Source organism: Roseateles sp. GW821-FHT09H10, assembly GCF_059415865.1.
Genome location: NZ_JBWKOB010000005.1, coordinates 441,970 through 462,265, shown reverse-complemented (window position 1 = coordinate 462,265; position 20,296 = coordinate 441,970). Strand labels below are relative to the sequence as shown.

At 68.9% G+C, this 20,296-nt stretch carries 17 protein-coding genes; 12 read left to right on the top strand and 5 right to left on the bottom strand.

Features of this window, described 5'->3' with window-relative positions; all coding sequences use genetic code 11:
• Positions 1–5 precede the first annotated feature (5 nt).
• From AC07OY_RS23290 to AC07OY_RS23270, 5 genes are read left to right on the top strand one after another with little or no spacing between them, the layout of a single operon-like run.
• Positions 6–977 carry a magnesium and cobalt transport protein CorA gene (locus AC07OY_RS23290; RefSeq protein WP_495044954.1) on the top strand — a complete coding sequence of 324 codons (972 nt, stop codon included), beginning with the start codon at positions 6–8 and terminating at the stop codon, positions 975–977.
• A complete protein-coding gene (locus AC07OY_RS23285) occupies positions 968–3,649 on the top strand; it encodes a DUF4118 domain-containing protein (RefSeq protein ID WP_495044953.1) in 2,682 nt (893 codons plus the stop codon). Before AC07OY_RS23290 ends, AC07OY_RS23285 begins: the two co-directional genes overlap by 10 nt.
• Before the next feature lie 17 nt (positions 3,650–3,666).
• Positions 3,667–4,344, top strand: a complete 678-nt coding sequence (locus AC07OY_RS23280) for a response regulator (RefSeq protein WP_495045058.1) — start codon at positions 3,667–3,669, stop codon at positions 4,342–4,344.
• Positions 4,341–4,547 carry a DUF3820 family protein gene (locus AC07OY_RS23275; RefSeq protein WP_495044952.1) on the top strand — a complete coding sequence of 69 codons (207 nt, stop codon included), beginning with the start codon at positions 4,341–4,343 and terminating at the stop codon, positions 4,545–4,547. The genes AC07OY_RS23280 and AC07OY_RS23275 overlap by 4 nt, the downstream gene beginning before the upstream one ends.
• Positions 4,544–5,236, top strand: a complete 693-nt coding sequence (locus AC07OY_RS23270; RefSeq protein ID WP_495044951.1) for a phosphodiester glycosidase family protein — start codon at positions 4,544–4,546, stop codon at positions 5,234–5,236. Before AC07OY_RS23275 ends, AC07OY_RS23270 begins: the two co-directional genes overlap by 4 nt.
• 1 nt (position 5,237) lies before the next feature.
• On the opposite strand, the gene AC07OY_RS23265 is transcribed toward AC07OY_RS23270, so the two are convergent.
• Positions 5,238–5,972, bottom strand: a complete 735-nt coding sequence (locus AC07OY_RS23265) for an ABC transporter substrate-binding protein (RefSeq protein ID WP_495045057.1) — start codon at positions 5,970–5,972, stop codon at positions 5,238–5,240.
• A gap of 221 nt (positions 5,973–6,193) precedes the next feature.
• Here AC07OY_RS23265 and AC07OY_RS23260 point away from each other — a divergent pair, with 221 nt between their 5' ends.
• The 3 genes from AC07OY_RS23260 to AC07OY_RS23250 all read left to right on the top strand — a co-directional run bounded on the left by AC07OY_RS23260 (position 6,194) and on the right by AC07OY_RS23250 (position 9,275).
• Entirely contained in the window at positions 6,194–7,060 is an 867-nt protein-coding gene (locus tag AC07OY_RS23260; protein ID WP_495044950.1) for an ABC transporter ATP-binding protein, read from the top strand.
• Between the two features lie 71 nt (positions 7,061–7,131).
• On the top strand, positions 7,132–8,712 hold the full coding sequence (locus AC07OY_RS23255) for a hypothetical protein (protein ID WP_495044949.1): 1,581 nt from the start codon (positions 7,132–7,134) through the stop codon (positions 8,710–8,712).
• Positions 8,713–8,768: 56 nt separating this feature from the next.
• A complete protein-coding gene (locus AC07OY_RS23250) occupies positions 8,769–9,275 on the top strand; it encodes a hypothetical protein (RefSeq protein WP_495044948.1) in 507 nt (168 codons plus the stop codon).
• A gap of 9 nt (positions 9,276–9,284) precedes the next feature.
• Here the strand turns inward: AC07OY_RS23250 and AC07OY_RS23245 are convergent, their stop codons facing one another.
• From AC07OY_RS23245 to AC07OY_RS23230, 4 genes are all read right to left on the bottom strand, one after another.
• Positions 9,285–11,933 (bottom strand): TonB-dependent receptor, encoded by a 2,649-nt coding sequence (locus AC07OY_RS23245; protein WP_495044947.1) that lies wholly within the window; start codon positions 11,931–11,933, stop codon positions 9,285–9,287.
• Positions 11,934–12,012: 79 nt separating this feature from the next.
• The gene (locus tag AC07OY_RS23240) at positions 12,013–13,245 is read right to left on the bottom strand and encodes an MFS transporter (protein ID WP_495044946.1); all 1,233 of its coding nucleotides are present in this window, start codon (positions 13,243–13,245) and stop codon (positions 12,013–12,015) included.
• A 5-nt stretch (positions 13,246–13,250) separates the two neighbouring features.
• On the bottom strand, positions 13,251–14,195 hold the full coding sequence (locus AC07OY_RS23235; protein ID WP_495044945.1) for a carbohydrate kinase family protein: 945 nt from the start codon (positions 14,193–14,195) through the stop codon (positions 13,251–13,253).
• A gap of 64 nt (positions 14,196–14,259) precedes the next feature.
• The gene (locus tag AC07OY_RS23230) at positions 14,260–15,510 is read right to left on the bottom strand and encodes an ROK family transcriptional regulator (protein ID WP_495044944.1); all 1,251 of its coding nucleotides are present in this window, start codon (positions 15,508–15,510) and stop codon (positions 14,260–14,262) included.
• Between the two features lie 282 nt (positions 15,511–15,792).
• Here AC07OY_RS23230 and AC07OY_RS23225 point away from each other — a divergent pair, with 282 nt between their 5' ends.
• From AC07OY_RS23225 to AC07OY_RS23210, 4 genes are read left to right on the top strand one after another with little or no spacing between them, the layout of a single operon-like run.
• The gene (locus AC07OY_RS23225; RefSeq protein WP_495044943.1) at positions 15,793–16,899 is read left to right on the top strand and encodes a hypothetical protein; all 1,107 of its coding nucleotides are present in this window, start codon (positions 15,793–15,795) and stop codon (positions 16,897–16,899) included.
• The gene (locus tag AC07OY_RS23220) at positions 16,896–18,707 is read left to right on the top strand and encodes a glycoside hydrolase family 9 protein (RefSeq protein WP_495044942.1); all 1,812 of its coding nucleotides are present in this window, start codon (positions 16,896–16,898) and stop codon (positions 18,705–18,707) included. The genes AC07OY_RS23225 and AC07OY_RS23220 overlap by 4 nt, the downstream gene beginning before the upstream one ends.
• Before the next feature lie 57 nt (positions 18,708–18,764).
• Complete coding sequence (gene sigJ / locus AC07OY_RS23215) at positions 18,765–19,715, top strand: RNA polymerase sigma factor SigJ (RefSeq protein ID WP_495044941.1); 951 nt, start codon at positions 18,765–18,767, stop codon at positions 19,713–19,715.
• Between the two features lie 49 nt (positions 19,716–19,764).
• The gene (locus tag AC07OY_RS23210) at positions 19,765–20,244 is read left to right on the top strand and encodes a carboxymuconolactone decarboxylase family protein (RefSeq protein WP_495044940.1); all 480 of its coding nucleotides are present in this window, start codon (positions 19,765–19,767) and stop codon (positions 20,242–20,244) included.
• Positions 20,245–20,296 lie beyond the last annotated feature (52 nt).

Genomic DNA, 20,296 nt, shown 5'->3' with positions numbered 1-20,296 from the left:
TCGCCATGCTGATCAACAGTGCCGTTTACGACGATGGCCGCATGGTGGCCGAGCCCGATCTGGACGACGTGTCCGAAGCGCTGGAGGCCATCAAGTCCGGCTTCGTCTGGATCGCGTTGCGCGACCCGACGGACGACGAGTTGCACCGCCTGCAGCACGAACTGGACCTGCCGGCCCTGGCCGTGGAGGACGCCCGCAAGGGCCAGCAACGTCCCAAGGTCGAGGAGTACGGCGACATCACCTTTGCCGCCATGCATCTGCTGGAGAACGGCCCCGACGGGCTGGAGGTGGGCGAGGTGCATGTCTTCGTCGGCCCGCGCTTCGTCGTGTCGGTGCGCCACCGCAGCGACCAGGGCTTCCTGGGCGTGCGCGGCCGTGCCGAGCGCGAGCCGGAGCTGCTGCGCCAGGGGCCGGGCTTCGTGCTGTATGCGCTGATGGATGCCGTCGTGGACCGCTACTTCCCGTTGATGGACGGCATCGAGGCGGAGCTGGAGAAGCTGGAAGAGACCATGTTCCAGCCCGGCCAGGACCGCCAGGCCGTCGTGCAGAAGCTGTTCGCGTTGAAGCAGAGGCTGGCCACGCTGCGCCATGCCGTCACACCGCTGCTGGAGGTGACCGGGAAGCTGCACGGTGGCCGCGTGCCGGCCGTCTGCAAGGCCATGCAGGACTATTTCCGCGACGTCTATGACCACCTGCTGCGCATCCAGGCCAGCATCGACGCCGCCCGTGAAACCATCATCGCCGCGACCCAGGTCAACCTGACCCTGGTCGCCATCGACGAATCCCTGGTCACCAAGCGCCTGGCCGCCTGGGCCGCCATCTTCGCGGCCTCCACGGCCCTGGCCGGCATCTGGGGCATGAACTTCGAGAAGATGCCCGAGCTGAAATGGGCCTTCGGCTATCCGATGGCCCTGGGCGTCATCGTGGTGGTCAGTAGCGCCCTGTATTGGCGCTTCAAGCGTCTGCAATGGCTGTAGACGACAGGCCCGACCCCGATGCCCTGCTGGCCAAGGTGCTGCGCGACGAGGCCGCGGCCAGGCGTGGCCGGCTGAAGATCTTCTTCGGCGCCAATGCCGGCGTCGGCAAGACCTTTGCGATGTTGGCCGCCGCCCATGCGGTGCAGAAGCAGGGCCGGGCGGTGCGGGTTGGCGTCGTCGAGACGCATGGCCGTGCCGACACGGAAGCCATTGCGCGCGACCTGACCCGGCTGGCCCTGCGCGATGTGGCGCACAAGGGCCAGACCCTGCGCGAGTTCGACCTCGATGCGGCGCTGGTCTGGGGCGCGGCCGAGCCCGGTGGGGTGCTGCTGCTGGACGAACTGGCCCACAGCAACGCGCCCGGTTCCCGCCATGCCAAGCGCTGGCAGGACGCCCAGGAGCTGCGCGAGGCCGGCGTCGAGGTCTGGACGACGTTGAATGTCCAGCATCTGGAGAGCCTCAACGACGTGGTGGGCGGCATCACCGGCATCCGTGTCTGGGAGACCCTGCCCGACAAGGTCTTTGACGAGGCCGATGAGGTCGTCGTCGTCGACCTGCCGCCGGACGAGCTGCTTCAGCGCCTCAAGGAGGGCAAGGTCTATCTGCCACAACAAGCCGAGCGGGCCGCGAAGAATTTCTTTCGCAAGGGCAATCTGCTGGCCCTGCGCGAGCTGGCCCTGCGCCGCACGGCCGACCGCGTGGACGACCAGATGCAGGCCTGGCGCCGCGAGCACAGTGCGAGCGTCGTCTGGCCCAACCGCGAGTCCCTGCTGGCCTGCGTAGGCCCGGGCGCGGCCAGCGACAAGGTCATCCGCAGCGCCGCCCGCCTGGCCCGGCAGCTGGACCTGGACTGGCATGCCGTGCATGTGGAGACGGCCCGCGCCCAGACCGAGGCGGCGCGCCAGCGCGTGCAGCGCACGCTGGCGCTGGCCCAGTCGCTGGGCGCGCGCACGGCCACGCTGTCGGCCCCCGAGGTGGGTGCGGCCCTGGTGGGCTATGCGCGCGAGCACAACCTCTCCCGCCTGGTCGTCGGCCGGCGGGAGCAGGCCTGGCGCTGGCCGGGCCGGCCCTCGCTGGCCGAGGTGCTGAACCGCCTGGCCGAGGACATGGACGTGCTGCAGGTGGCCTTGCCCACCGCTGCGCGCGAACCCGCCGCACCGCTGTTGCTGCCGGCGCGCAGCCTGCTGGCGCCCCACACCCTGCGCGGCTTCGCGGCGGCCCTGCTCGGTGTCGGGTTGACGACTTTCATGGCGCTGGCGCTGCTGCGCTTCGTCGCGCCGACGAATATCGCAATGCTCTACCTGCTGAACGTCGTCGGCGTCGCGCTGCGCTTCGGCCGCGCGCCGGCGGCGCTGACCGCCTTGGCGGGCGTGGCGGTGTTCGACTTCGTCTTTGTCGAACCGCGCTGGTCCTTCGCGGTGGGTGACGCGCAATACCTGGTCACCTTCGCCGTGCTGCTGCTGGTCGGCCTGGTCATCGGCCAGCTCGCCGCGGGCCTGCAGGCGCAGGCGCGGGCGGCCCAGGAGCGCGAGCGCCGCGTGCGTGGCCTGTATGCGATGTCGCGCGACCTCGGCGCGGCCCTGGTGCCCGAGCAGGTGGCCGAGATCGCGACGCGCTTCCTGCGCGCCGAGTTCGGTGCCGCCTCCGCCGTGCTGGCGCCCCCCATGGCGGCCCATGCTGGCCGGGAAGTGCTGGCGGTGCTGCCCGGCGGCACGGCCCAGCCCGACATCGGCGTCGCCCAATGGGCCTTCGATCATGGCCAGGCGGCGGGGCAGGGGACGGACACCCTGCCGGCCAGCCCCTGCCTGATGCTGCCGCTGAAGGCGCCCATGCGGCTGCGCGGCGTGCTGGCGGTCGAAGGGGCCGGCCGGCGCTGGTCAGCCGAGGAGCGCGAGCTGCTCGACACCTGCGCGGCCCTGCTGGCCATTTCGCTGGAGCGCATCCACTACATCGACGTGGCCCAGCACAGCACGCTGCAGATCGAATCGGAGCGCCTGCGCAATTCGCTGCTGACGGCCATTTCCCACGATCTGCGCACGCCGTTGGCCGCCCTGGTCGGCCTGGCCGATGCGCTGAAGCTGACGCCGCTGCAGGCCCAGCAGGCCGAGGTGGCCGATGCCATGCGCCGTTCGGCCCTGCGCATGAGCGCCCTGGTCGGCAATCTGCTGGACATGGCGCGGCTGCAGTCCGGCACTGTGCAGCTGAAACTGCACTGGCTGCCGCTGCAGGAGGTGGTGGGCAGCGCCCTGGCCAGCCTGGACGAAGCGCTGGCCGGCCGCGAGGTGGCCGTGGACCTGCCTCCCGAGCTGCCGCTCGTCGCGTTGGATGCCGTGCTCATCGAACGCGTCCTCGTCAACCTGTTGGAGAACGCGGCCAAGTATTCGCAAGGAGGCATCCGCATCGCCGCCCGCACCGCCGGGCGGCATGTGGAGATCGACGTGGCCGACCAGGGGCCCGGCTTTCCGGCCGGCCGCGAGATGCAACTCTTCGACAAGTTCGAGCGCGGCGACCGCGAGAGCGCGACGCCCGGCGTCGGCCTGGGCCTGGCCATCTGCAAGGCCATCGTCGAGGCGCATGCCGGCCTCATCAGCGCCCACAATGTCGCGACCGGTGGCGCCTGTGTGCGAGTGGAACTTCCGCTCGGCCGTCCCCCGCAGGAGAAGCCAGAGTGAGCGCCGCTCGCGTGTTGATGATCGAGGACGAGCCGGAGATCCGGCGTTTCGTGCGCATGGCGCTGGAGAGCGAGGGCATCGAGGTCTTCGAGGCGGCCTCGCTGAAGCGCGGCCTCATCGACGCGGCCACGCGCCGCCCCGAGCTGGTCGTGCTGGACCTGGGCCTGCCCGATGGCGATGGCCTGGACTTCATCCGCGAGTTCCGCGGCTGGTCGCAGGCACCCATCCTGGTGCTGTCGGCCCGCGAGGGCGAGGAACGCAAGGTGCAGGCCCTGGATGCCGGCGCCGACGACTATCTCGTCAAGCCTTTCGGCGTGGCCGAGCTGCTGGCAAGGGTGCGCGTGCAGCTGCGCCGCTTCACTCGAGGAAATGGCGGCGGTGGCAACGAGGCCGACCCGGTGCTGCGCTTCGGCGACATCGCCCTGGATCGTGCCCTGCGCACCGTCACCAAGGCTGGCGAGGAATTGCATCTGACCCCGATCGAGTACCGCCTGCTGCAGGAGCTGGCCACGGCGCCGGGCCGCGTGCTGACCCACCAGCACCTGCTCAAGGCCGTCTGGGGCCCGGGCCATGCCGAGGACGTGCACTATGTGCGCGTGCACATGGCCAATCTGCGCAAGAAGCTCGAGGCCGATCCCAATCGGCCGCAATGGCTGGTGACGGAAGCCGGTGTGGGCTATCGCCTCAAGACATGAATCCAGACGACCTGCTCAAGCTCGTGAAGACCGAGATGCCCTTTGGCAAGCACCAGGGCCGGCTGATCGCCGACCTGCAGAGCAACTACCTGGCCTGGTTTGCGCGCGAGGGCTTTCCCAAGGGCGAGATCGGCCGGCTGCTGGCGCTGATGCATGAGCTGGACATCAACGGGCTGCGCGAACTGCTGAGGCCCCTGCGATGAAGCGCCTGCTGGCGCTGGCGCTCGCCCTGGGCTGCACGGTGGCAATGGCACAAGGCCGTTACACCGTCATTCGCGTGGACACCGCCACGCAGAAGCTCGGCCTGTACTGGCAGGACGAGCAGGGCCGGCCGCTGCGCCGCCTGCACCGGCTGGCGGCCTGGCTCCAGGGCCAGGGCAAGAGCCTGGCCTTCGGCATGAATGCCGGCATGTACCACGCCGACGCCAGCCCCGTCGGCCTGCTCGTCATCGACGGGCGCGAGATCGCGCCCCTCAATCTCGAGGCCGGCCAGGGCAACTTCTTTCTGAAGCCCAACGGCGTCTTCCTCATCGACGCCCAGGGGCCGCGCGTTGTCGATGCGCTGGACTACCCGGCGTCCCATGAGGGCGTGCGCCATGCGACCCAGTCCGGCCCGCTGCTGTTGAAGCACGGCGAGATCCACCCGGGCTTCAACCCCAACTCGGCCTCGCGCTATATCCGCAACGGGGTCTGCGCTCTCGGCGCGCAAGCGGTCTTCGTCATCAGCGACACGCCCGTCACGCTGCACGAGTTCGCCAGCTACTTCCGCGACGCGCTGCATTGCCGTGACGCCCTCTATCTCGACGGCGCCGTCTCCAGCCTCTATTCGCCCGGCCTGGGTCGCAACGACCAGCTCAAGGACCTCGGGCCGCTGCTCGGCGTCGTTGACTGAATCAGCGTGGCGGCGCGACCGTGGCGCCGTTGATGTGATGGCGCTGCAGGGCCGCGGCGACAAAGCCGCTGGCCTTGGCTTCCTCGACGAAGGCACTGAGGAATGCGGCGCCCGCCTGCTTGCCCCTGGCCATGCCCATGGCCTGCTCGATGACCATGAAGCGCCCAGGCAGCAGGCGCAGGCCCGGCAGGCGGCGGGCATCGGCCTGCAGCTGCTGCTTCACGCCGGCCGCCACGTCGAGCTGGTGGGTGACGAAATGGTCCACCACCTCGGGCGAGGTGGGCGCGCGCTCGACGCTGGCCGAGCGCAGCTCGCGGGTCAGATACAGGTCGTAGGCGCTGCGTGCGCCGACGGCCACGCGCACGCCGGGTCGGTCCACTTCCTCGTTGGCCTGCAGCGGCGAGTCCTGGCGCACGAGATAGGCGCCTTCGATCAGCACATAGGGTGCCGAATAGGCCGTGGTGGCGGCGCGCTTGGGGTCGATGGCGAAGAAGCCCACGTCCACCTGGCCGCCGGCCAGGGCGTCCAACGATTCACCGGCCGACTGCACCACGGTCAGCGCCACCGGCACGCCCAGCCGCCGGCCGAGTTCGCGCGCGAGGTCGACGGAGACGCCCGCGGCCTCGCCCGTAGCCGCATCGCGCCGGGCCAGGATGGGGTTGCCGAGGTTGATGACGGCGCGCAGGCGGCCGGTGGGCGCGAGGTCGGCGCGGGCTTCGGGCGAGGCTGAAGTCATGGTGGCGCAGCTGGCAAGCGTGGCGAGGCAGAGCAGCATCGCATGTCGGCGGATCAGGCGGGGCATGAGGGCCTCCAGCAACGGCAATGCCGGCATCTTCGCTCCGGCTCAGGCCGCGGTTTTTTCCGCCTGAACCCCGCCATCGACGGCCTGTCGCCTGCCCGTTTGAGATCCGGCCGTGCCTGCCTAACCTGCGCTCCAGATCAAAACAGGAGGCGGCCATGCTGCAGATCCAGAACGTCACCAAGAGCTTCGGAAAACTCCATGCCGTTGAAGATGTTTCCCTTGAGCTGAAGCCCGGCGTCGTTGGCCTGATCGGCCACAACGGCGCGGGAAAAAGCACGCTGATGCAGATGCTGGCGACGCTGATGAAGCCGACCCGCGGCAGCATCCTGCTGGAGGGTCAGGACATCGTCGCCAGGCCCGAGCTGATGCGCCAGCGCCTGGGCTATCTGCCGCAGGACTTCGGCGTCTACCCGCATCTGACGGCGCTGGAGTTTTTGCAGTATTTCGCGGCGCTGAAGGGCGTGGCCGACCGCCAGCGCCTGCAGCAGCTGCTGGAGCTGGTGAACCTGCACGAGCAGGCCCATCGCCCCGCCGTCGGCTTCTCGGGCGGCATGCGCCAGCGCCTGGGCATCGCCCAGGCCCTGCTGAACGACCCCGATGTCCTCATCGTCGACGAACCCACGGCCGGCCTCGATCCCGAGGAGAGGCTGCGCTTTCGTCACCTGCTGGGCGACCTCGGCCGCCAGCGCCTGGTCATCGTCTCCACCCACATCGTGTCGGACATCGAGAACATGGCCACGCATCTGGCCGTCATGCGCCAGGGCCGGCTGGTGGCCTTCGAGACGCCCGAGGCGGTGCTGGCGCGGGCCGCCGGCAAGGTCTGGACGGCCCAGCTGGCGCCGGCCGACTATGAAGCCTTGAAGGGCCATGTGCATGTGCTGCAGGCCCAGCCCCAGGCCGGCCGCGTGCAGGTGCGCATGGCGCATCCGTCGCGGCCCTTCGCCGAGGCCGAGCCGGCCACGGCCAGCCTCGAGGAGGCCCTGATGGCCCAACGCTATGCCGATGCGCGGGAGGCCGCATGAGCGCCGCCCGGCCGTCCGAAGGCGCTCAGCTCCCGCCTGGCGGGACAGCGCGCAGCGCGAAGGGTGCACCTATGCCTACGCGTCTGTACAAGGCCCTGGTGCTGAACGAATGGCGGCTGCGCAGCCGCCGCCTCAGCAGCCTCGTCATCCTGCTGGCCGTCGTCGGCATCAGCTGGCTGATGGTGCTGGACCCGAGCAGCGGCGGCGCCATGATGGTCACCAACAAGCAGCGCATCGCCTACGAGAGCCAGGCCCTGGCCTTCGCGACCAATCTGATCGCCTCCCTGCTGTTCGGCCTGGCGGGCTTCTACCTGGCGCGCGGGCGCACCCAGGAAGACCTGCGCTGCGGCACCGCCGGCGTGCTGGCCGCCACGCCCGTGAAGAGCGCCCAGCTGCTGGGCGCGCGCTGGCTGGGCGCCTTCGGCTTTCTGTTCTCGCTGGGCACCGTCGTCATGCTGACCGTCTGGGTGCTGCAGCTGGTGCGCGGCGAGGGGCCGCTGCAGCCGCTGCCCTATCTGCAGATGCTGGTGCTGGGCCTGGCGCCCGGGCTGATGCTGTGCGCCAGCCTGGCCGTGCTGGCGGACGCCTGGCTGCCGCTGATGGGCAAGCGTGGCGACCTGCTGTACTGGCTGCTGTGGATGGCGCAGTTCGCCTTCATCCCGGCCACGCTGGGGCAGGGCGGTGCCGTGCGCCTGAGCGGCTGGCAGGTCTTCGACGTCAATGGCATCTCGCCGCTGCTGGTGGGCGTGAGCCATCTGATGGACGTGAGCCATATCAGCGTCGGCGGCTCGCCCTTCGATCCCCAGCTGCCGCTGCTGCACATGCCGGGCGGGCTGTGGACGTCGGAGCTGATCGCCCTGCGCGTCGGGGCGATGCTGGTGGCCCTGCTGCCCCTGGTGCCGGCCGTGATGTTCTTCCATCGCTATGCACCGGACCGCGTCAAGCTGCGCAACCCGAACAGCCGCTGGCGCCTCGTGCAGGGCCTGCAATGGCTGCTGCGCCCGCTGCTGAGGCCCTTCACGCAGGCCCTCGGCCTGCTGCTGCGCGCCAGCGCCAGGCTGCCGGGCCTGCCCGGCCGCTGGCTGGCCGACGTGGTTCTGGTGCTGCTGAGCCAGCCGCTGCTCGCGCTGGCCATGCTGGCGGGTGCCGTGGCCTGCGCGGTGGCGCCGCTGGAGGTGCTGCCGGGCTTGCTGGCCGCGACCCTGGGCGCCTGGGGTCTGGCCGTATCCGACGTCAGCTCACGCGACCTGCAGAGCGGCACGCTGGCCCTGGCCAGCGCCGCGCCGGGCGGCGCGCTGGAGCGCGGCTGGCGCCAGGCCCTGGTGGCCTTCGGCCTCGGCCTGGTGCTGGTGCTGCCGGCGCTGCTGCGCACAGGACATGCCGCGCCCATGCTGGCCCTGGCCTGTGTCGCCGGCCTGTTTTTCCTCAGCGCGGTCGCGGCCCTGCTGGGCCGGCTGACCCAGGGCTCGCGAACCTTCCTGGCCCTCTTCCTGTTCGCCCTCTACCTCGATCTGCAGAAGGTCGGCATCCCCGCCCTGGATCTGCTGGGCCTGAGCGGGGCGGCGAGTGCGGCCAGCGTGGCGGGCTATGCGCTGGCCGGCGCGCTGGGCTTCGCGGCCCTGCTGGCGGTGCACCGGCTGCGTCGGACCTGAGGGGTGGATGAAGGCCTACAGCGGCCAGGCCCGCAATGGCGCAAGATCGAGATGCCATGTCCGCCCCCCGCCTCTTCCTGACCCTCGCTCTGCTGATCGGCTCGGCCGCGCAGGCCGAGGACTTGCCCCGTTCGCCAGCCTGCCAGACGGCGCTGAAGGCCCTGAACGACGCGGAAGACGCCATCGCGGCCAGCGCCTCGTCGGCCGCGGCAACGGCTGCTGACGCCCAGCGCCGCCAGGCCATCGCGGCCCGGCTTCAGCCGCTGCGCAAGCGCGTTGCCGATGCCTGCCTCGGCGGGCTGACGACGTCTCCGCCGCCTTCGCAGCGCAGCTGGGTCATGCCTGAAGCGCCGGCTCGCGCTGCGGTGGTTCCGCCGCGCCCGCCAGCGGCGCCGACGGTGACCGTGCCCCTGCAGCGCTTCGAACCCCAGGTCACCGTGACCAGTTGCACCGCAACGACCTGCCTCACCAGCGACGGCAGCACCATGACCCGGGTCGGCCCCGGGCTGGTCGGGCCGCGGGGGCATTGCACGGTGCAGGGCAGCCTGTTGCGCTGCCCCTGAGCCGCGGCTTCAGTAGTCGACGGCGACGCGGATGCCGAAGGTGCGCGGGTCGTTCCAGTAGCCGCGCACGAAGCCGCCGCCGTCCTGCACCGCGTTCTTGGTCATCTTGTTGGTCGCGTTCAGCACATAGAGCTCGGCACGCCAGTACTTGGGCGCCTGCAGCTTGAGGCTGGCGTCGATCTTGGTGAAGGCCTTCTGTCCGTCGGAGATGTGCGGGTTGTCGAGGTTGAGCAGGGTGAAATACATCTTGTCCTGCCACTTCAGGTTGACCCAGGGCGTCAGCTCCCAGCCATCGCCCATCATGAAGCTCTGCGCAAAGTTGATGCCGAAGCTGAACTTGGGCGACAGCGGCAGGTGGTTGCCGGTGATGTCCAGGATCTGGCGGCCGGCGAACTCGCGATTCGGGCCGGTGTAGGGATCGGGGCAGTGCGGGGCGCCCACCTCCTCGCGCACACCGCAGTTCCAGGTGTCGCTGTAGGACGGGTAGTTCTTCATCTTGCTGTTGATGTAGCTGAAGAAGGCGCCCAGCCGCGCGCCGGCCCAGGGCTTGTAGTCGACCTCCAGCTCCAGGCCCGGGATGGTGACGACGCCGACGTTGACGGTCTGCCACTTGGTGACGATGTCGCAGGTCGGGTTGTCCTCGGGGCAGGGCTCGGTGCGCTTGATGCGCGAGGCGAAGTTGTCGCCGGTGACCTGCATGTCCTTGTAGCGGCTGAAGAACAGCGTGGCCGACAGGCTCAGCCGCTTGTTCAGCATCAGGCCCTTGTAGCCGATCTCGAAGTTGGTGACGGTCTCGGGCTTGTAGGGGAAGAAGGTGTACTGCGGGCCGGCCGGGCCGTCCACGCAGTCGTGGCCGCCGCAGCGGTCATCCTTGTCGCCGAAGCCGCCGGCCTTGTAGCCGGTGGACAGCGACGTGTAGACCATGTCCAGCGGCGTCAGCTGCTTGGACAGGCCCAGGCGGTAGGTGATCTTCTTCCAGGTCTCGGCGTTGTCGTTGCCGGCCGGCGGGCCCCATTCGGCATAGGCGCCGGTGCCGGCGAAGGGTCCCATCTTCTCGGTCAGGTCGCGGCCGTTGTGGGCGCGGAACCCCGGCTCGCCCGGCTCACCCGGGTGGTAGAGGCCGTTGTAGTAGGCCGGCGTGGAGCCGTCCCAGCCGCCAAAGACCTGGCCGCCCTTGTCGGTCTTCTTGTCGACGCTGTAGCGGGCGCCGAGGGTGGCCGTCCAGGTCGGCGCGAACTTCCAGTCGGCCTGGGCGAACACGGCCTTGGCGTCGATCTGGCGGTCGGGCTGGTGATAGAACTGGCTGGTCGGGAAGCCATAGGGCGCCGTGACGAGCTGCTCCTGCGCGTAGTCGATGGCGTTCTTCTCGTGCATCCAGAACAGGCCGGTGACGAGCTGCAGCGTGTCGGTGCTGTGCTTGAACTGCAGCTCGTGCACGCTGGACTTGTAGGTCGAGCCGAGCGTGAACGAGGTCATGTCGCTGACGGGCCAGGTGCCCCAGTCGCCGTCATGGCCGACGGGCAGGGCGGCCGTCACCTGGCTGGGCAGGGGGTGGTAGCCGCCGTCGTCGTCGGCCTGCTGGGTGCGCTTCTGGTTGGCATAGGCGAAGCCGTATTCGACGCTGCTGCCGGAGCCGAGCTTCCACACCAGGTTGGAGCGCACGGTGTCGATCGACATGTCGGTCTTGCCCGGCACGTTGATCTTCACGTCCCACTTGCCGCCGGTGCACGCGAAGGCCGTGCCGGCGGCCATGTCGCAGTCCTTCATGGCGACGTCGCCGGCGCCGTTGTTCTGGAACTTCTCGTAGGCCAGCAGCCATTCGACGTTGTCGGTGAGCTTGAGGCGGCCGGCGATGCGGGCCGCCCACTCGTCGCGGTTGTAGTAGTACTTGCTCTTGGAGACCAGCGTGTTGCGGCGCTGGTCGACGTCGGGGATGCCATCGGCGACGAAGCCGTGTGCCGGGATGTTGGCGTCGTAGAAATCCTGCTGCTGGTTGATCCAGCCGTCGCGCGTGATCTTGCTGACGGTGGCGCGCAGCGCGAGCTTGTCGTTGATGGCGATGTTCTGGATCAGGTTGACCTGGCGCTTGCGGTAGTTGCCGAAGTCGGTCTCGACATTGCCGTAGGTCGAGCCGAACTCGGGCTTGGCCGGGATGATGTTGACGCTGCCGCCGGTGGAGTTGCGGCCGAACAGGGTGCCCTGCGGCCCGCGCAGCACTTCCACCTGCTCGAGGTCGAACATCAGGGCCAGGGCGCCCTGGGGCCGCGGCGAGTACAGGCCGCCGACATGGAGGCCGACGGCCGGGTCGCCAATCTCGGTGAAGTTGGTCGAGCCGACGCCGCGGATGTTGATCTGGATGCCGGAGTCGGCGCCCGAGGAGATCTGGAAGTTGGGGATGGTGCCGGACAGGCCGCGCACATCGTGGATGCCCTCGCGGCTCAGGGCCTCCTGGGTGATGGCCGTGACGGCCACCGGCGTCTTCAGCAGGTTGGAGTTGACGCGCGTCGCGCTGACGGTGACGGTGGGCAGCTCGTTCCTGGCGTTGCTGTTGTCCTTCTCGGTCGTCGCGCCCTCCTGTGCAAGGGCGGCACTGGCCAGCAGGCTGACCGCGGCGGCGGTCATGGTCTTGGTCGGGAATCCAGTTCGGTTCGTTCTCATCGCTCTCGGCTCCTTCTCGGTTTTGTAGGGGCGGCACGCGGCCCGGCAGCGTGGCCGTGCGGCGGGCTCGTCTGGAAACTCAGGCCTCGGGTTTGGGCTTGATCTGGGACAACAGCTGGGCGAACGACACGGTCTCGTTGCGCACCAGAGGCCTGGCCCAGGCGCTGACGCTCAGGATGTAGGCCAGGGTCAGGAAGACGGTGGTCATGGCGGCTCTCAGGCCGATGGCATCGCCGAGCACGCCGACCAGCAGGGGCGCCACGGCGCCGCCGAGGATGCCGGTGCACAGCACGCCCGAGAAGGCGCCGTGGTGGCGGGGCACGGAATTCAGGCCCAGCGAGAAGACGATGGAGAACATCACCGACAGGCAGAAGCCCGAGGCCGGGAAGGCCCACAGCGACGCGGCCGCCGGGCCGAACAGCGCGATGCCGACGCAGCCCATGGCCAGCGCGGCGAAGCCGGCGAGGACGACGCGCGAGTCCAGCAGCTTGAGCAGCAGCAGGCCGAGCAGGCAGCCCAGGGACATCAGGCCCCAGAAGCGCGCGACGGCGTCGGCCCCTTCGGCCGTGGCCGAGAAGCCGTGATAGCTGGCCAGGAACTGCGACATCCAGTTGGCCAGGATCTGCTCGGTGCCGACATAGGCCATGATGCCCAGGAAGAACAGGCGCACGTCGCGCTGGGCCAGCAGCTCCTTGTAGGCCGCCCAGCCGCCGGCGCGCTCGTCGTCCTTCAGCTCGACCTGGGGCAGGGGCAGGGTCTGGTTGGCCAGGATGAGGACGCTGAAGCCGGCCGTGAAGATCCAGTAGAAGGCGACCCACACGAGCGGGCTGCCGGCCGCGCCGGGGCGTTCCATCAGCCACTGGAAGGCCATGGGGCTCAGGAAGGAGGCCAGGCCGAACACCAGCTGGCCCATCACCGAGAAGAAGGCGAAGTGGGCCTCGCCGCCGGCCGTGCGCAGCAGCGGGTTGACGACGACCTGCAGCAGGGCCATGCCCAGGCCGATGACGAAAAGGCCGGCGATGGCCGTGCCATAGCTGGGCCACATCGCGATGGCCAGCGAGCCGGCCAGGTTGAGCAGAAAGGCGATCAGGATGGTGAACCGCGGCCCCTTGGCTTCGACCAGCATGCCGCCGGGAACGGACACCAGGCCATAGGCCAGGAAGAAGGAGAAGGGCAGGAAGCCGGCCAGCGCCAGGCTGAGCTTGAAGTCCTGGATGATGATGGGCATCAGCGGCCCGATCAGGTTGGTGGCAAAGGAGATCACGAACCAGATCAGCAGGATGTAGCCGACGATCAGGGCGCGGTGCTTCATGATGTTCAGGCCGCGACGCAGTCAGCGAACTCGCCGGCGCGGATGGTCTTGCGAGGGAAGCGGGCGAGGATGGCTCGCGCGGTGCGGCAGCCGGCCGCCAGACTTTCGCCGAGATCGCTACCGCGCAGTCGGGCCGACAGATAGCCGGCATTGAAAGCGTCCCCGGCGCCAATGGTGTCGAAGATGTCGGCCGGCTCGGTGTCATGCGCGACGCGCCGTCCCGACTCGATACCCAGGGCGCCTTGCGCGCCGACCTTGACGACCAGGCTGGCCGCCGGCTTCAGCGCCTTCGCGATCAAGCCCAGCGCGTCGTCCAGGTCTTCGGTGCCGGCGATGCTGCGCGCCTCCAGCTCGTTGATGAGCAGATGGTCGCAATGCGGCAGCCAGCTCATCACCTCGTCGCGATCCCAACCTTCGGGCGGCCAGCCGGTGTCCAGCGCGATGCGGTAGCCGCGCGAGGCGGCCTCGGCCAGCAGATCGGTGTAGCGCAGGCGCAGATGCGGCAGCAGGAAGGGCGCCGTGAACAGCGCGATGGACGGCGCCGGCGTGAAGTGCAGGTGCTTCAGCACATGCTGGACCGACAGCTGCTGCAGATGGCCGTGGGTGGTGAAGAAGTTGCGCTCGCCGCAGCTGTGCATCAGGCCGACGGAGATGGTGGTCTCGCGGTCGCAGACCTCGAGGTGGGTGCGGATGCCGCTGAATTGCTCGGCCAGCCAGTGGCCGAAGTGGTCGTTGCCGACGGCCGAGATGAGGTGGGTGGCCTGGCCGATGTGGCGGGCGGCGAGGGCCGCGTTGGCGCCGGAGCCGCCGGCCCGCAGCTCGCTGCGCGGCATCAGCAGTTCGGTGCCGATGCTCGGCCAGCCCTCCAGGGAACCGAGTACCAGGTCGACGCCGACGTCGCCGACGATGCTGAGCTGAGGGGAGGAAAAAAGGGCTCTGTCCGTGTCCATGGGCGCCGACTATAGGAGCCCACCGGAAGCAGTGTCAATAAATAAATCCAGTGGATTGAAATATTTATCCGGTGCGCTTGGCGGCCGGCCGGTGGCCCAGCAATTCGGCCACGTCGAGGTCCCCTCGGCGGTCCTGCTGCAGCACTTCCAGGCGTGGCGACAGCATCTCGTAGATGGGCAGCACGGCGGCGCCGAGGATGGAGGAATCGTCCTGGCGGTCGGACAGCACGATGCGCGTCTCGGGCGGCGCCACGCCGCCGCGCACCGAGCGGTGCCAGGGCAGGGCGAGGTCGACGAGATGCTCCACCAGCACCTTGGGCGCCGAGCCGCCGATGACGATGGAGCGCGGGTCCAGCATGTTCTCGATGATGCAGACGGCGTCGCGCAGGCGGTCGGCGGCCTGGCGGCACCAGCGGTGCAGGGCCTCGTCGCCGGGCTGCTGCAGGCGCTCGGCCAGGTCCAGGGTCCAGACGTCGTGGTCGCTGACGCCCAGGGCCTCGGCCAGGGAGTGCATGGAGACATAGCGCTCCAGGCAGCCGCGGTTGCCGCAGTAGCAGGCCGTGCCGCCGGGCACGACCGGCACATGGCCGATCTCGGTGGCGTTGCCGTCGGCGCCGGGATAGGCCGAGCGGCCGATGACCAGGGCCCCGCCCAGGCCCAGGCCGAGGTGGAGGTAGAAGAAGTCGTCGAGGTGGCGGGCGACGCCGAACAGGGTCTCGCCCAGGGCGCCGGCAACGCTGTCGACGCGGTAGAAAAGAGGCAGGCCGGTGGTTTCGCGCAGCTCGTCCAGCACCGACAGGTCGTTCCAGCCTTCCAGGGCCGTCGGGCCGACGAAGCTGATGTCGGTATGGCCGAGCGGGCCGGGCAGGGCGACGCCTATGCCCCACAGGCGCTCGGTCGATTCACGGCGCAGGCGGGCGACGAGCTGCAGCATGGCCGCCAGCATCTGCTGGCGGTCGCTGGTGTCCATCTCGACCTCACAGCGGCTGCGGATCTCGCCGACGAGGTTGACCAGGGCGGCCGAGGCTCGCCCCGGCTCCAGGCTGATGCCAATGGCATTGCCGGCCTCGGGGTTGAGCTCGAAGGCGATGGGGGGCTGGCCGCGCGATTTGTCGACCTTCTGGCGCCGCGACACGATGAGGCCGATGGCCTCCAGGTCGTTGGTGATGTTGGCCACCGTCTGCGGGCTCAGCGACACCATGTCGGCGATGTCCTTGCGCGAGGCGGCGCCTTGCTGGCGGATGAAGTCCAGCACCACGCGGCGGTTGAAGGGGGCGCTGGACTGTTGGGTGGCTCCTCGGCCTGTCGTTCTCATCGTGCGTGAAGGCGCTTTCGTTGCGCCCATGATAGGTGGGCCGGCGCCGCGTCGCTCCTCGGCTTTGAAATAAATATATACAACCAGTGGATTTAAATATTGACGAGGCAGGCCGGGCGACCCTACATTCGCCGCCCATGGTCCCGTTGGAGGGACGAGGTCTGGCCCGGCGCATCCAGCAGGGAAGTTGCGCTCCTCGCCGGCGGCGTGTTGTTCGACATCACCCGCTCGTGGGCATCCACAACGTGGCACTGATCGCCACACGCTCGTTGAGGCAAGAACATGCAATCACTCCGGATCGCTACCTGTGCAGCCCTGGCGCTGCTCGCCCTGTCTTCGGTGGCCGACGCGGCCGACCGGGCAGCCAAGAGCACGGCCTTCGTGCAGGACGGCTGGCTCTACACCAAGACTGAAACCGAGAGCGGCCAGGCCCTGGTGACGGCCGTGCAGCCGGCCGCCGCCAACGGCGTCATCGCCGTGGGCGACTCGCGCGTCTGGGGCAATGTCTTCGACAAGAACCGCAAGCTGACCGTTGCGCAGTGGCAGGCCGTGCTCAGCATGGACGCCTATCCCGAGAACGGCACCACCAACTACCAGGACGTCGGCCCCTGGCGCTATTGCGAGGTGGACTACGAGGCCAGCGTCGGCATCTCGGACTACCGCGGCAACACCTTCGGCCCGGTCGGCGTGACGACGGTGGGCGATTTCCCCGACTACTTCAAGAATGCCTTCGCCCCCTATGTGTTGAACAAGACGGGCGCCACCAACACCGACATGAAGAACTGGGGCGTGCAGGTCACCGGCGTGTCGGCCAGCAATTTCAAGGCCGACGACTCCCAGCTCGACCCCTATCCCAACCTGAGCCGCTCCAACTCGACCAAGCGTGCGGCGCTGACCAAGATCTGCAAGGCCCTGCAGAAGGCCTTCGACACCCAGCAGGATCAGTATGTGATGAGCCATTACGCGCACATCAACAACGACAAGCTGCTGCCGGTGCTCAGCGCCCTCAAGGGCATTGGTTTCACGGCGTTCAACCAATACAACCTCGTCGGCCTGGCCTTCCAGGTCCAGGTCAACACCGGCTCCATCGGCAGCGTCTCGGCCTTCACCTCGGTCAAGAACGCCGGCAACTGCGGCAGCATGAGCAGCGAGACCTGCTTCGCCACCTATCTGACCGACCAGTACATCCGCTGGCTCAAGTCCTCCAGCCTGGGCGACGATGCGGGCAATTGCTGGCGCGCCAGCATGGCCCTGGACATCTACAAGAAGAACCCGGCCATGAACAGCGTCAGCACGGTCAACTCCGTCATCAACAGCAGCTACCCGAACAACAGCGGCAAATGCCCGACCTCGGGCATCAAGTGGTCCAAGAACATGGCATGGCAATGAAGCGACGCATCCTGATCGCAGCGGCCCTGGCGGCCGCCACGCAACTGGCGGTGGCCGCCGACGCGGCGGCCCCGGTGACGACGGTCTCGGTGCAGCTGCCGACCGGGCCGCTGCTGGTGCAGATCAACCAGGTGGCGCTGGAGCGCGTCGGCCCCAAGAAGGCCGTCGTCGAATCCACCGGCCCGGCCCAGGCCGGGCGCTACCGCGTGCTGGCCGGTGCCAGGGTCGTGGCCCAGGGCGAGCTGAAGGCCTTGCCCGAGTTCTCGGCCTGGGGTGCGGGCAAGCGCTATTTCGAGGTGGACTTCTCGGCCATCGAGAAGCCGGGCGTCTATCGCGTCGAAGCCAGCGTGGGTGGCAGGCGCGTGACGTCCGCGCCGGTCAGCGTGAAGGACCGCGCCCTGTTCACGACCATCGCCGACAAGACCCTGGACTATTTCCAGCGCAGCCGCCACACCGGCAAGGGGGACAGCCGCATCCGCATCTTCGAGACCGACAGGTTCGTCGACGTGCATGGCGGCTGGAAGGACGCCGGCGGCGACACCGGCAAATACCTGTCACACCTCGGCTACGCCAATTTCTTCAACCCTCAGCAGACCTCGATGGCGGCCTGGGTGCTGGCCTACACGGCGCACGCATCCAGCGACCTCTACCGCCAGGCCGGCCTGCTCAAGCGGGCCGAGAACGAGGCCTTCTGGGGCGCCGACTACCTGCACCGCATCCTCGACGCCGAAGGCTATTTCTACACGACGGTGTTCGACAAATGGGGCGATGACAAGGCCGAGCGCATGGTGGTCGGCTACGAGGGCGAGGACGGCACCTACACCAGGCTCTACCGCTCGGCCTACCGGGCCGGCGGCGGCATGGCCATCGCGGCGCTGGCGCGGGCCTCGCTGCTGGCCAAGACCTCGGGCCGCCAGGGCGAGTTCAGCGGCGCCACCTATCTGGCCGACGCGGTCAGGGCCTTCGACCATCTGCAGCAGGTCAACGCGCAATACACGGCCAATGGCCTCGAGAACATCATCGACGACTACACGGCGCTGATGGCGGCCGTCGAGCTCTTCCACGCGACGGGCGAGGCGCGCTTCCTGGATGCGGCGCGGCTGCGCGCCGAGAGCCTGATTGCGCGCCAGACGGCCGCCGGCGGCTTCATCAGCGATGGCGGATCACGGCCCTACTACCACGCGGTCGAAGCCGGCTTGCCGGTGTTCAGCCTGTCCCGTTACGTGGACATCGAGACCCAGCAGGCCCGCCGCGACCGGGCGGTCGGCGCGATTGCCGCGGCCCTGAAGCACGAAGTCGCCATCACGCGGCGCGTGGCCAATCCCTATGGCTATGCCCGCCAGTCCTTCCAGCTCGCCAGCCGGGGGGGCAAGCCCGAGGCCGAGGTGAGGGAGGGCTTCTTCATCCCGCACAAGAACGAGACCGGCTACTGGTGGCAGGGCGAGAGTGCCCGCCTGGCTTCGCTGACCACGGCCATGGCCGCCGCCAGCCGCCAGCTCGGCGCCGGCATGCCCGAGGGCTGGGCGGCCTATGCACAGGAGCAGCTCGACTGGACGCTGGGCCGCAACCCCTACGGCATCTCCATGCTCTACGGTTTTGGCAAGCGCAACCCGCCGACGGTGGCGTCCAGCGCCGGCGACATGTTCGCGGGCGGCATCTCCAATGGCATCACCGGTGCGGTGGGCAGCGACACCGGCGAGGGCATCGCCTTCGGTCCGGGGCCCGACGGCGAGCAGTGGCGCTGGGTGGAGCAGTGGATTCCGCATTCGACATGGATGCTGCTGGCTGCAGTCGAATCCGCGCGTTGATGTCACAAACGTGGGGGCTGTTCCGTCAGGAGGGAGTTCAGGCCCGAAACTCCCGCCATGACCGACGACCTCTCGCCGACCGCCCGCGCGCTGCGCTTTGACCGCGACCATGCGCGCCGCCTGCGCGCGCTGGCCTACCGCATGCTCGGCTCGCGCGCCGAGGCCGAGGACATCGTGCAGGAGGCCTGGCTGCGCTGGGCCGAGGTGGACGCGGCCACCGTCCAGCACGAGGGCGCCTTCCTGTCGCGCCTGGTGACCAATCTCTGCCTGGACAGGCTGCGCTCGGCCGCCGTGCAGCGCGAGCAGTACGTCGGCGTCTGGCTGCCCGAGCCCATGCTGGAGGACGAGGCCCTGTTCGGCTGGGCGCCCGGCCCCGAGAAGCAGGCCGAGTTCGCCCAGGATGTGTCCATCGCCTTCATGCTGGCCCTGGAGAGGCTGTCGCCGCTGGAGCGCGCGGCCTTCCTGCTGCACGATGTGTTCGACATGGACTACGACGAGATCGCCCGCCATCTCGATCGCAACGAGGCGACCTGCCGCCAGCTCATCAGCCGGGCGCGCAAGAACATCAAGGCCGACTACGCGCGGCGCGAGGTGGCCAAGGAGGAGGCGGACCGCCTCGTCGGCGCCTTCATGGATGCCGTGCGCAGCCAGGACGTGTCGGCCCTGGCCCAGCTGCTCAGCGAGGATGCCGTCATGATGGCCGACGGCGGCGGCAAGGTCGCTGCCGTGCCCAAGCCCCTGCACGGTGGCGCCCAGGTGGCGCGCATCTTCATCGGCTTTGCGCAGATGCCCACCAGCCGCGGCTGGCGCATGGTGCCCACCAATGTCAACGGCCTGCCGGGCGTGCTCATCATCGACGACGCCAACGGCGGCCGCCTGGTACAGACCATTGCCCTCGCGCCGGCCGCGCAAGCAGGCCAGGTGGGTGCCGTCTACATCCAGCGCAACCCTGACAAGCTCAGTGGCATCCGCATGCGTGTCACAAACGGCGAAGCTGATCCGTCTTGAGTGTGAGGCCGGCGACTTCCGCCGGCCCGCCACACCCAAGGACATCGCCATGAGCACGCACACCGCCCGCCTCGACTACTTCCGCCAGTCCGCCGACCTGTCCAAGAAGTACATGGCCTTCAGCATGGCCTTCAACATGGACAAGACCCTGTCCGTGCTGATCGACATCCGCGCCTCCCAGCTCAATGGCTGCGCCTTCTGCCTGGACATGCACGTCAAGCAGGCCAAGATGCATGGCGAGCGTGAACTGCGCCTGCACCATGTGGCCATCTGGCGCGAGTCGACGCTGTTCACGCCCAAGGAGCGTGCCGCCCTGGCCTGGACCGAACTGCTGACCCAGATCCCGGCCGAGGGCGTCTCCGACGCCGCCTATGCCGAGGTCAGCGAGCATTTCTCGCCCGAGGAGCTGTCCGAGCTGACCTGGCGCGTCGCCGCCATCAACGGCTGGAACCGCATGAATGTGGCGGTTCGCAATGCGCCGGGCTCGATGGACAAGTCCTTCGGCCTGGACAAAGCTGGCCTGAACTGAGCTCGGTCAGCGCCGGCAGCACCGCCAGCTTGACCTGCACGTGCTGCTCGGC

Excerpts from the sequence above, each read along its gene's own strand:
- AC07OY_RS23280 (WP_495045058.1), top strand. The coding sequence starts at position 3,667 with ATGATCGAGGACGAGCCGGAGATCCGGCGTTTCGTGCGCATGGCGCTG.
- AC07OY_RS23235 (WP_495044945.1), bottom strand. The coding sequence starts at position 14,195 with ATGGACACGGACAGAGCCCTTTTTTCCTCCCCTCAGCTCAGCATCGTC.
- AC07OY_RS23210 (WP_495044940.1), top strand. The coding sequence starts at position 19,765 with ATGAGCACGCACACCGCCCGCCTCGACTACTTCCGCCAGTCCGCCGAC.
- sigJ (WP_495044941.1), top strand. The coding sequence starts at position 18,765 with ATGACCGACGACCTCTCGCCGACCGCCCGCGCGCTGCGCTTTGACCGC.
- AC07OY_RS23230 (WP_495044944.1), bottom strand. The coding sequence starts at position 15,510 with ATGAGAACGACAGGCCGAGGAGCCACCCAACAGTCCAGCGCCCCCTTC.
- AC07OY_RS23220 (WP_495044942.1), top strand. The coding sequence starts at position 16,896 with ATGAAGCGACGCATCCTGATCGCAGCGGCCCTGGCGGCCGCCACGCAA.
- AC07OY_RS23265 (WP_495045057.1), bottom strand. The coding sequence starts at position 5,972 with ATGACTTCAGCCTCGCCCGAAGCCCGCGCCGACCTCGCGCCCACCGGC.
- AC07OY_RS23255 (WP_495044949.1), top strand. The coding sequence starts at position 7,132 with ATGCCTACGCGTCTGTACAAGGCCCTGGTGCTGAACGAATGGCGGCTG.
- AC07OY_RS23290 (WP_495044954.1), top strand. The coding sequence starts at position 6 with ATGCTGATCAACAGTGCCGTTTACGACGATGGCCGCATGGTGGCCGAG.
- AC07OY_RS23240 (WP_495044946.1), bottom strand. The coding sequence starts at position 13,245 with ATGAAGCACCGCGCCCTGATCGTCGGCTACATCCTGCTGATCTGGTTC.
- AC07OY_RS23225 (WP_495044943.1), top strand. The coding sequence starts at position 15,793 with ATGCAATCACTCCGGATCGCTACCTGTGCAGCCCTGGCGCTGCTCGCC.
- AC07OY_RS23260 (WP_495044950.1), top strand. The coding sequence starts at position 6,194 with ATGCTGCAGATCCAGAACGTCACCAAGAGCTTCGGAAAACTCCATGCC.
- AC07OY_RS23270 (WP_495044951.1), top strand. The coding sequence starts at position 4,544 with ATGAAGCGCCTGCTGGCGCTGGCGCTCGCCCTGGGCTGCACGGTGGCA.
- AC07OY_RS23285 (WP_495044953.1), top strand. The coding sequence starts at position 968 with ATGGCTGTAGACGACAGGCCCGACCCCGATGCCCTGCTGGCCAAGGTG.
- AC07OY_RS23250 (WP_495044948.1), top strand. The coding sequence starts at position 8,769 with ATGTCCGCCCCCCGCCTCTTCCTGACCCTCGCTCTGCTGATCGGCTCG.
- AC07OY_RS23275 (WP_495044952.1), top strand. The coding sequence starts at position 4,341 with ATGAATCCAGACGACCTGCTCAAGCTCGTGAAGACCGAGATGCCCTTT.
- AC07OY_RS23245 (WP_495044947.1), bottom strand. The coding sequence starts at position 11,933 with ATGAGAACGAACCGAACTGGATTCCCGACCAAGACCATGACCGCCGCC.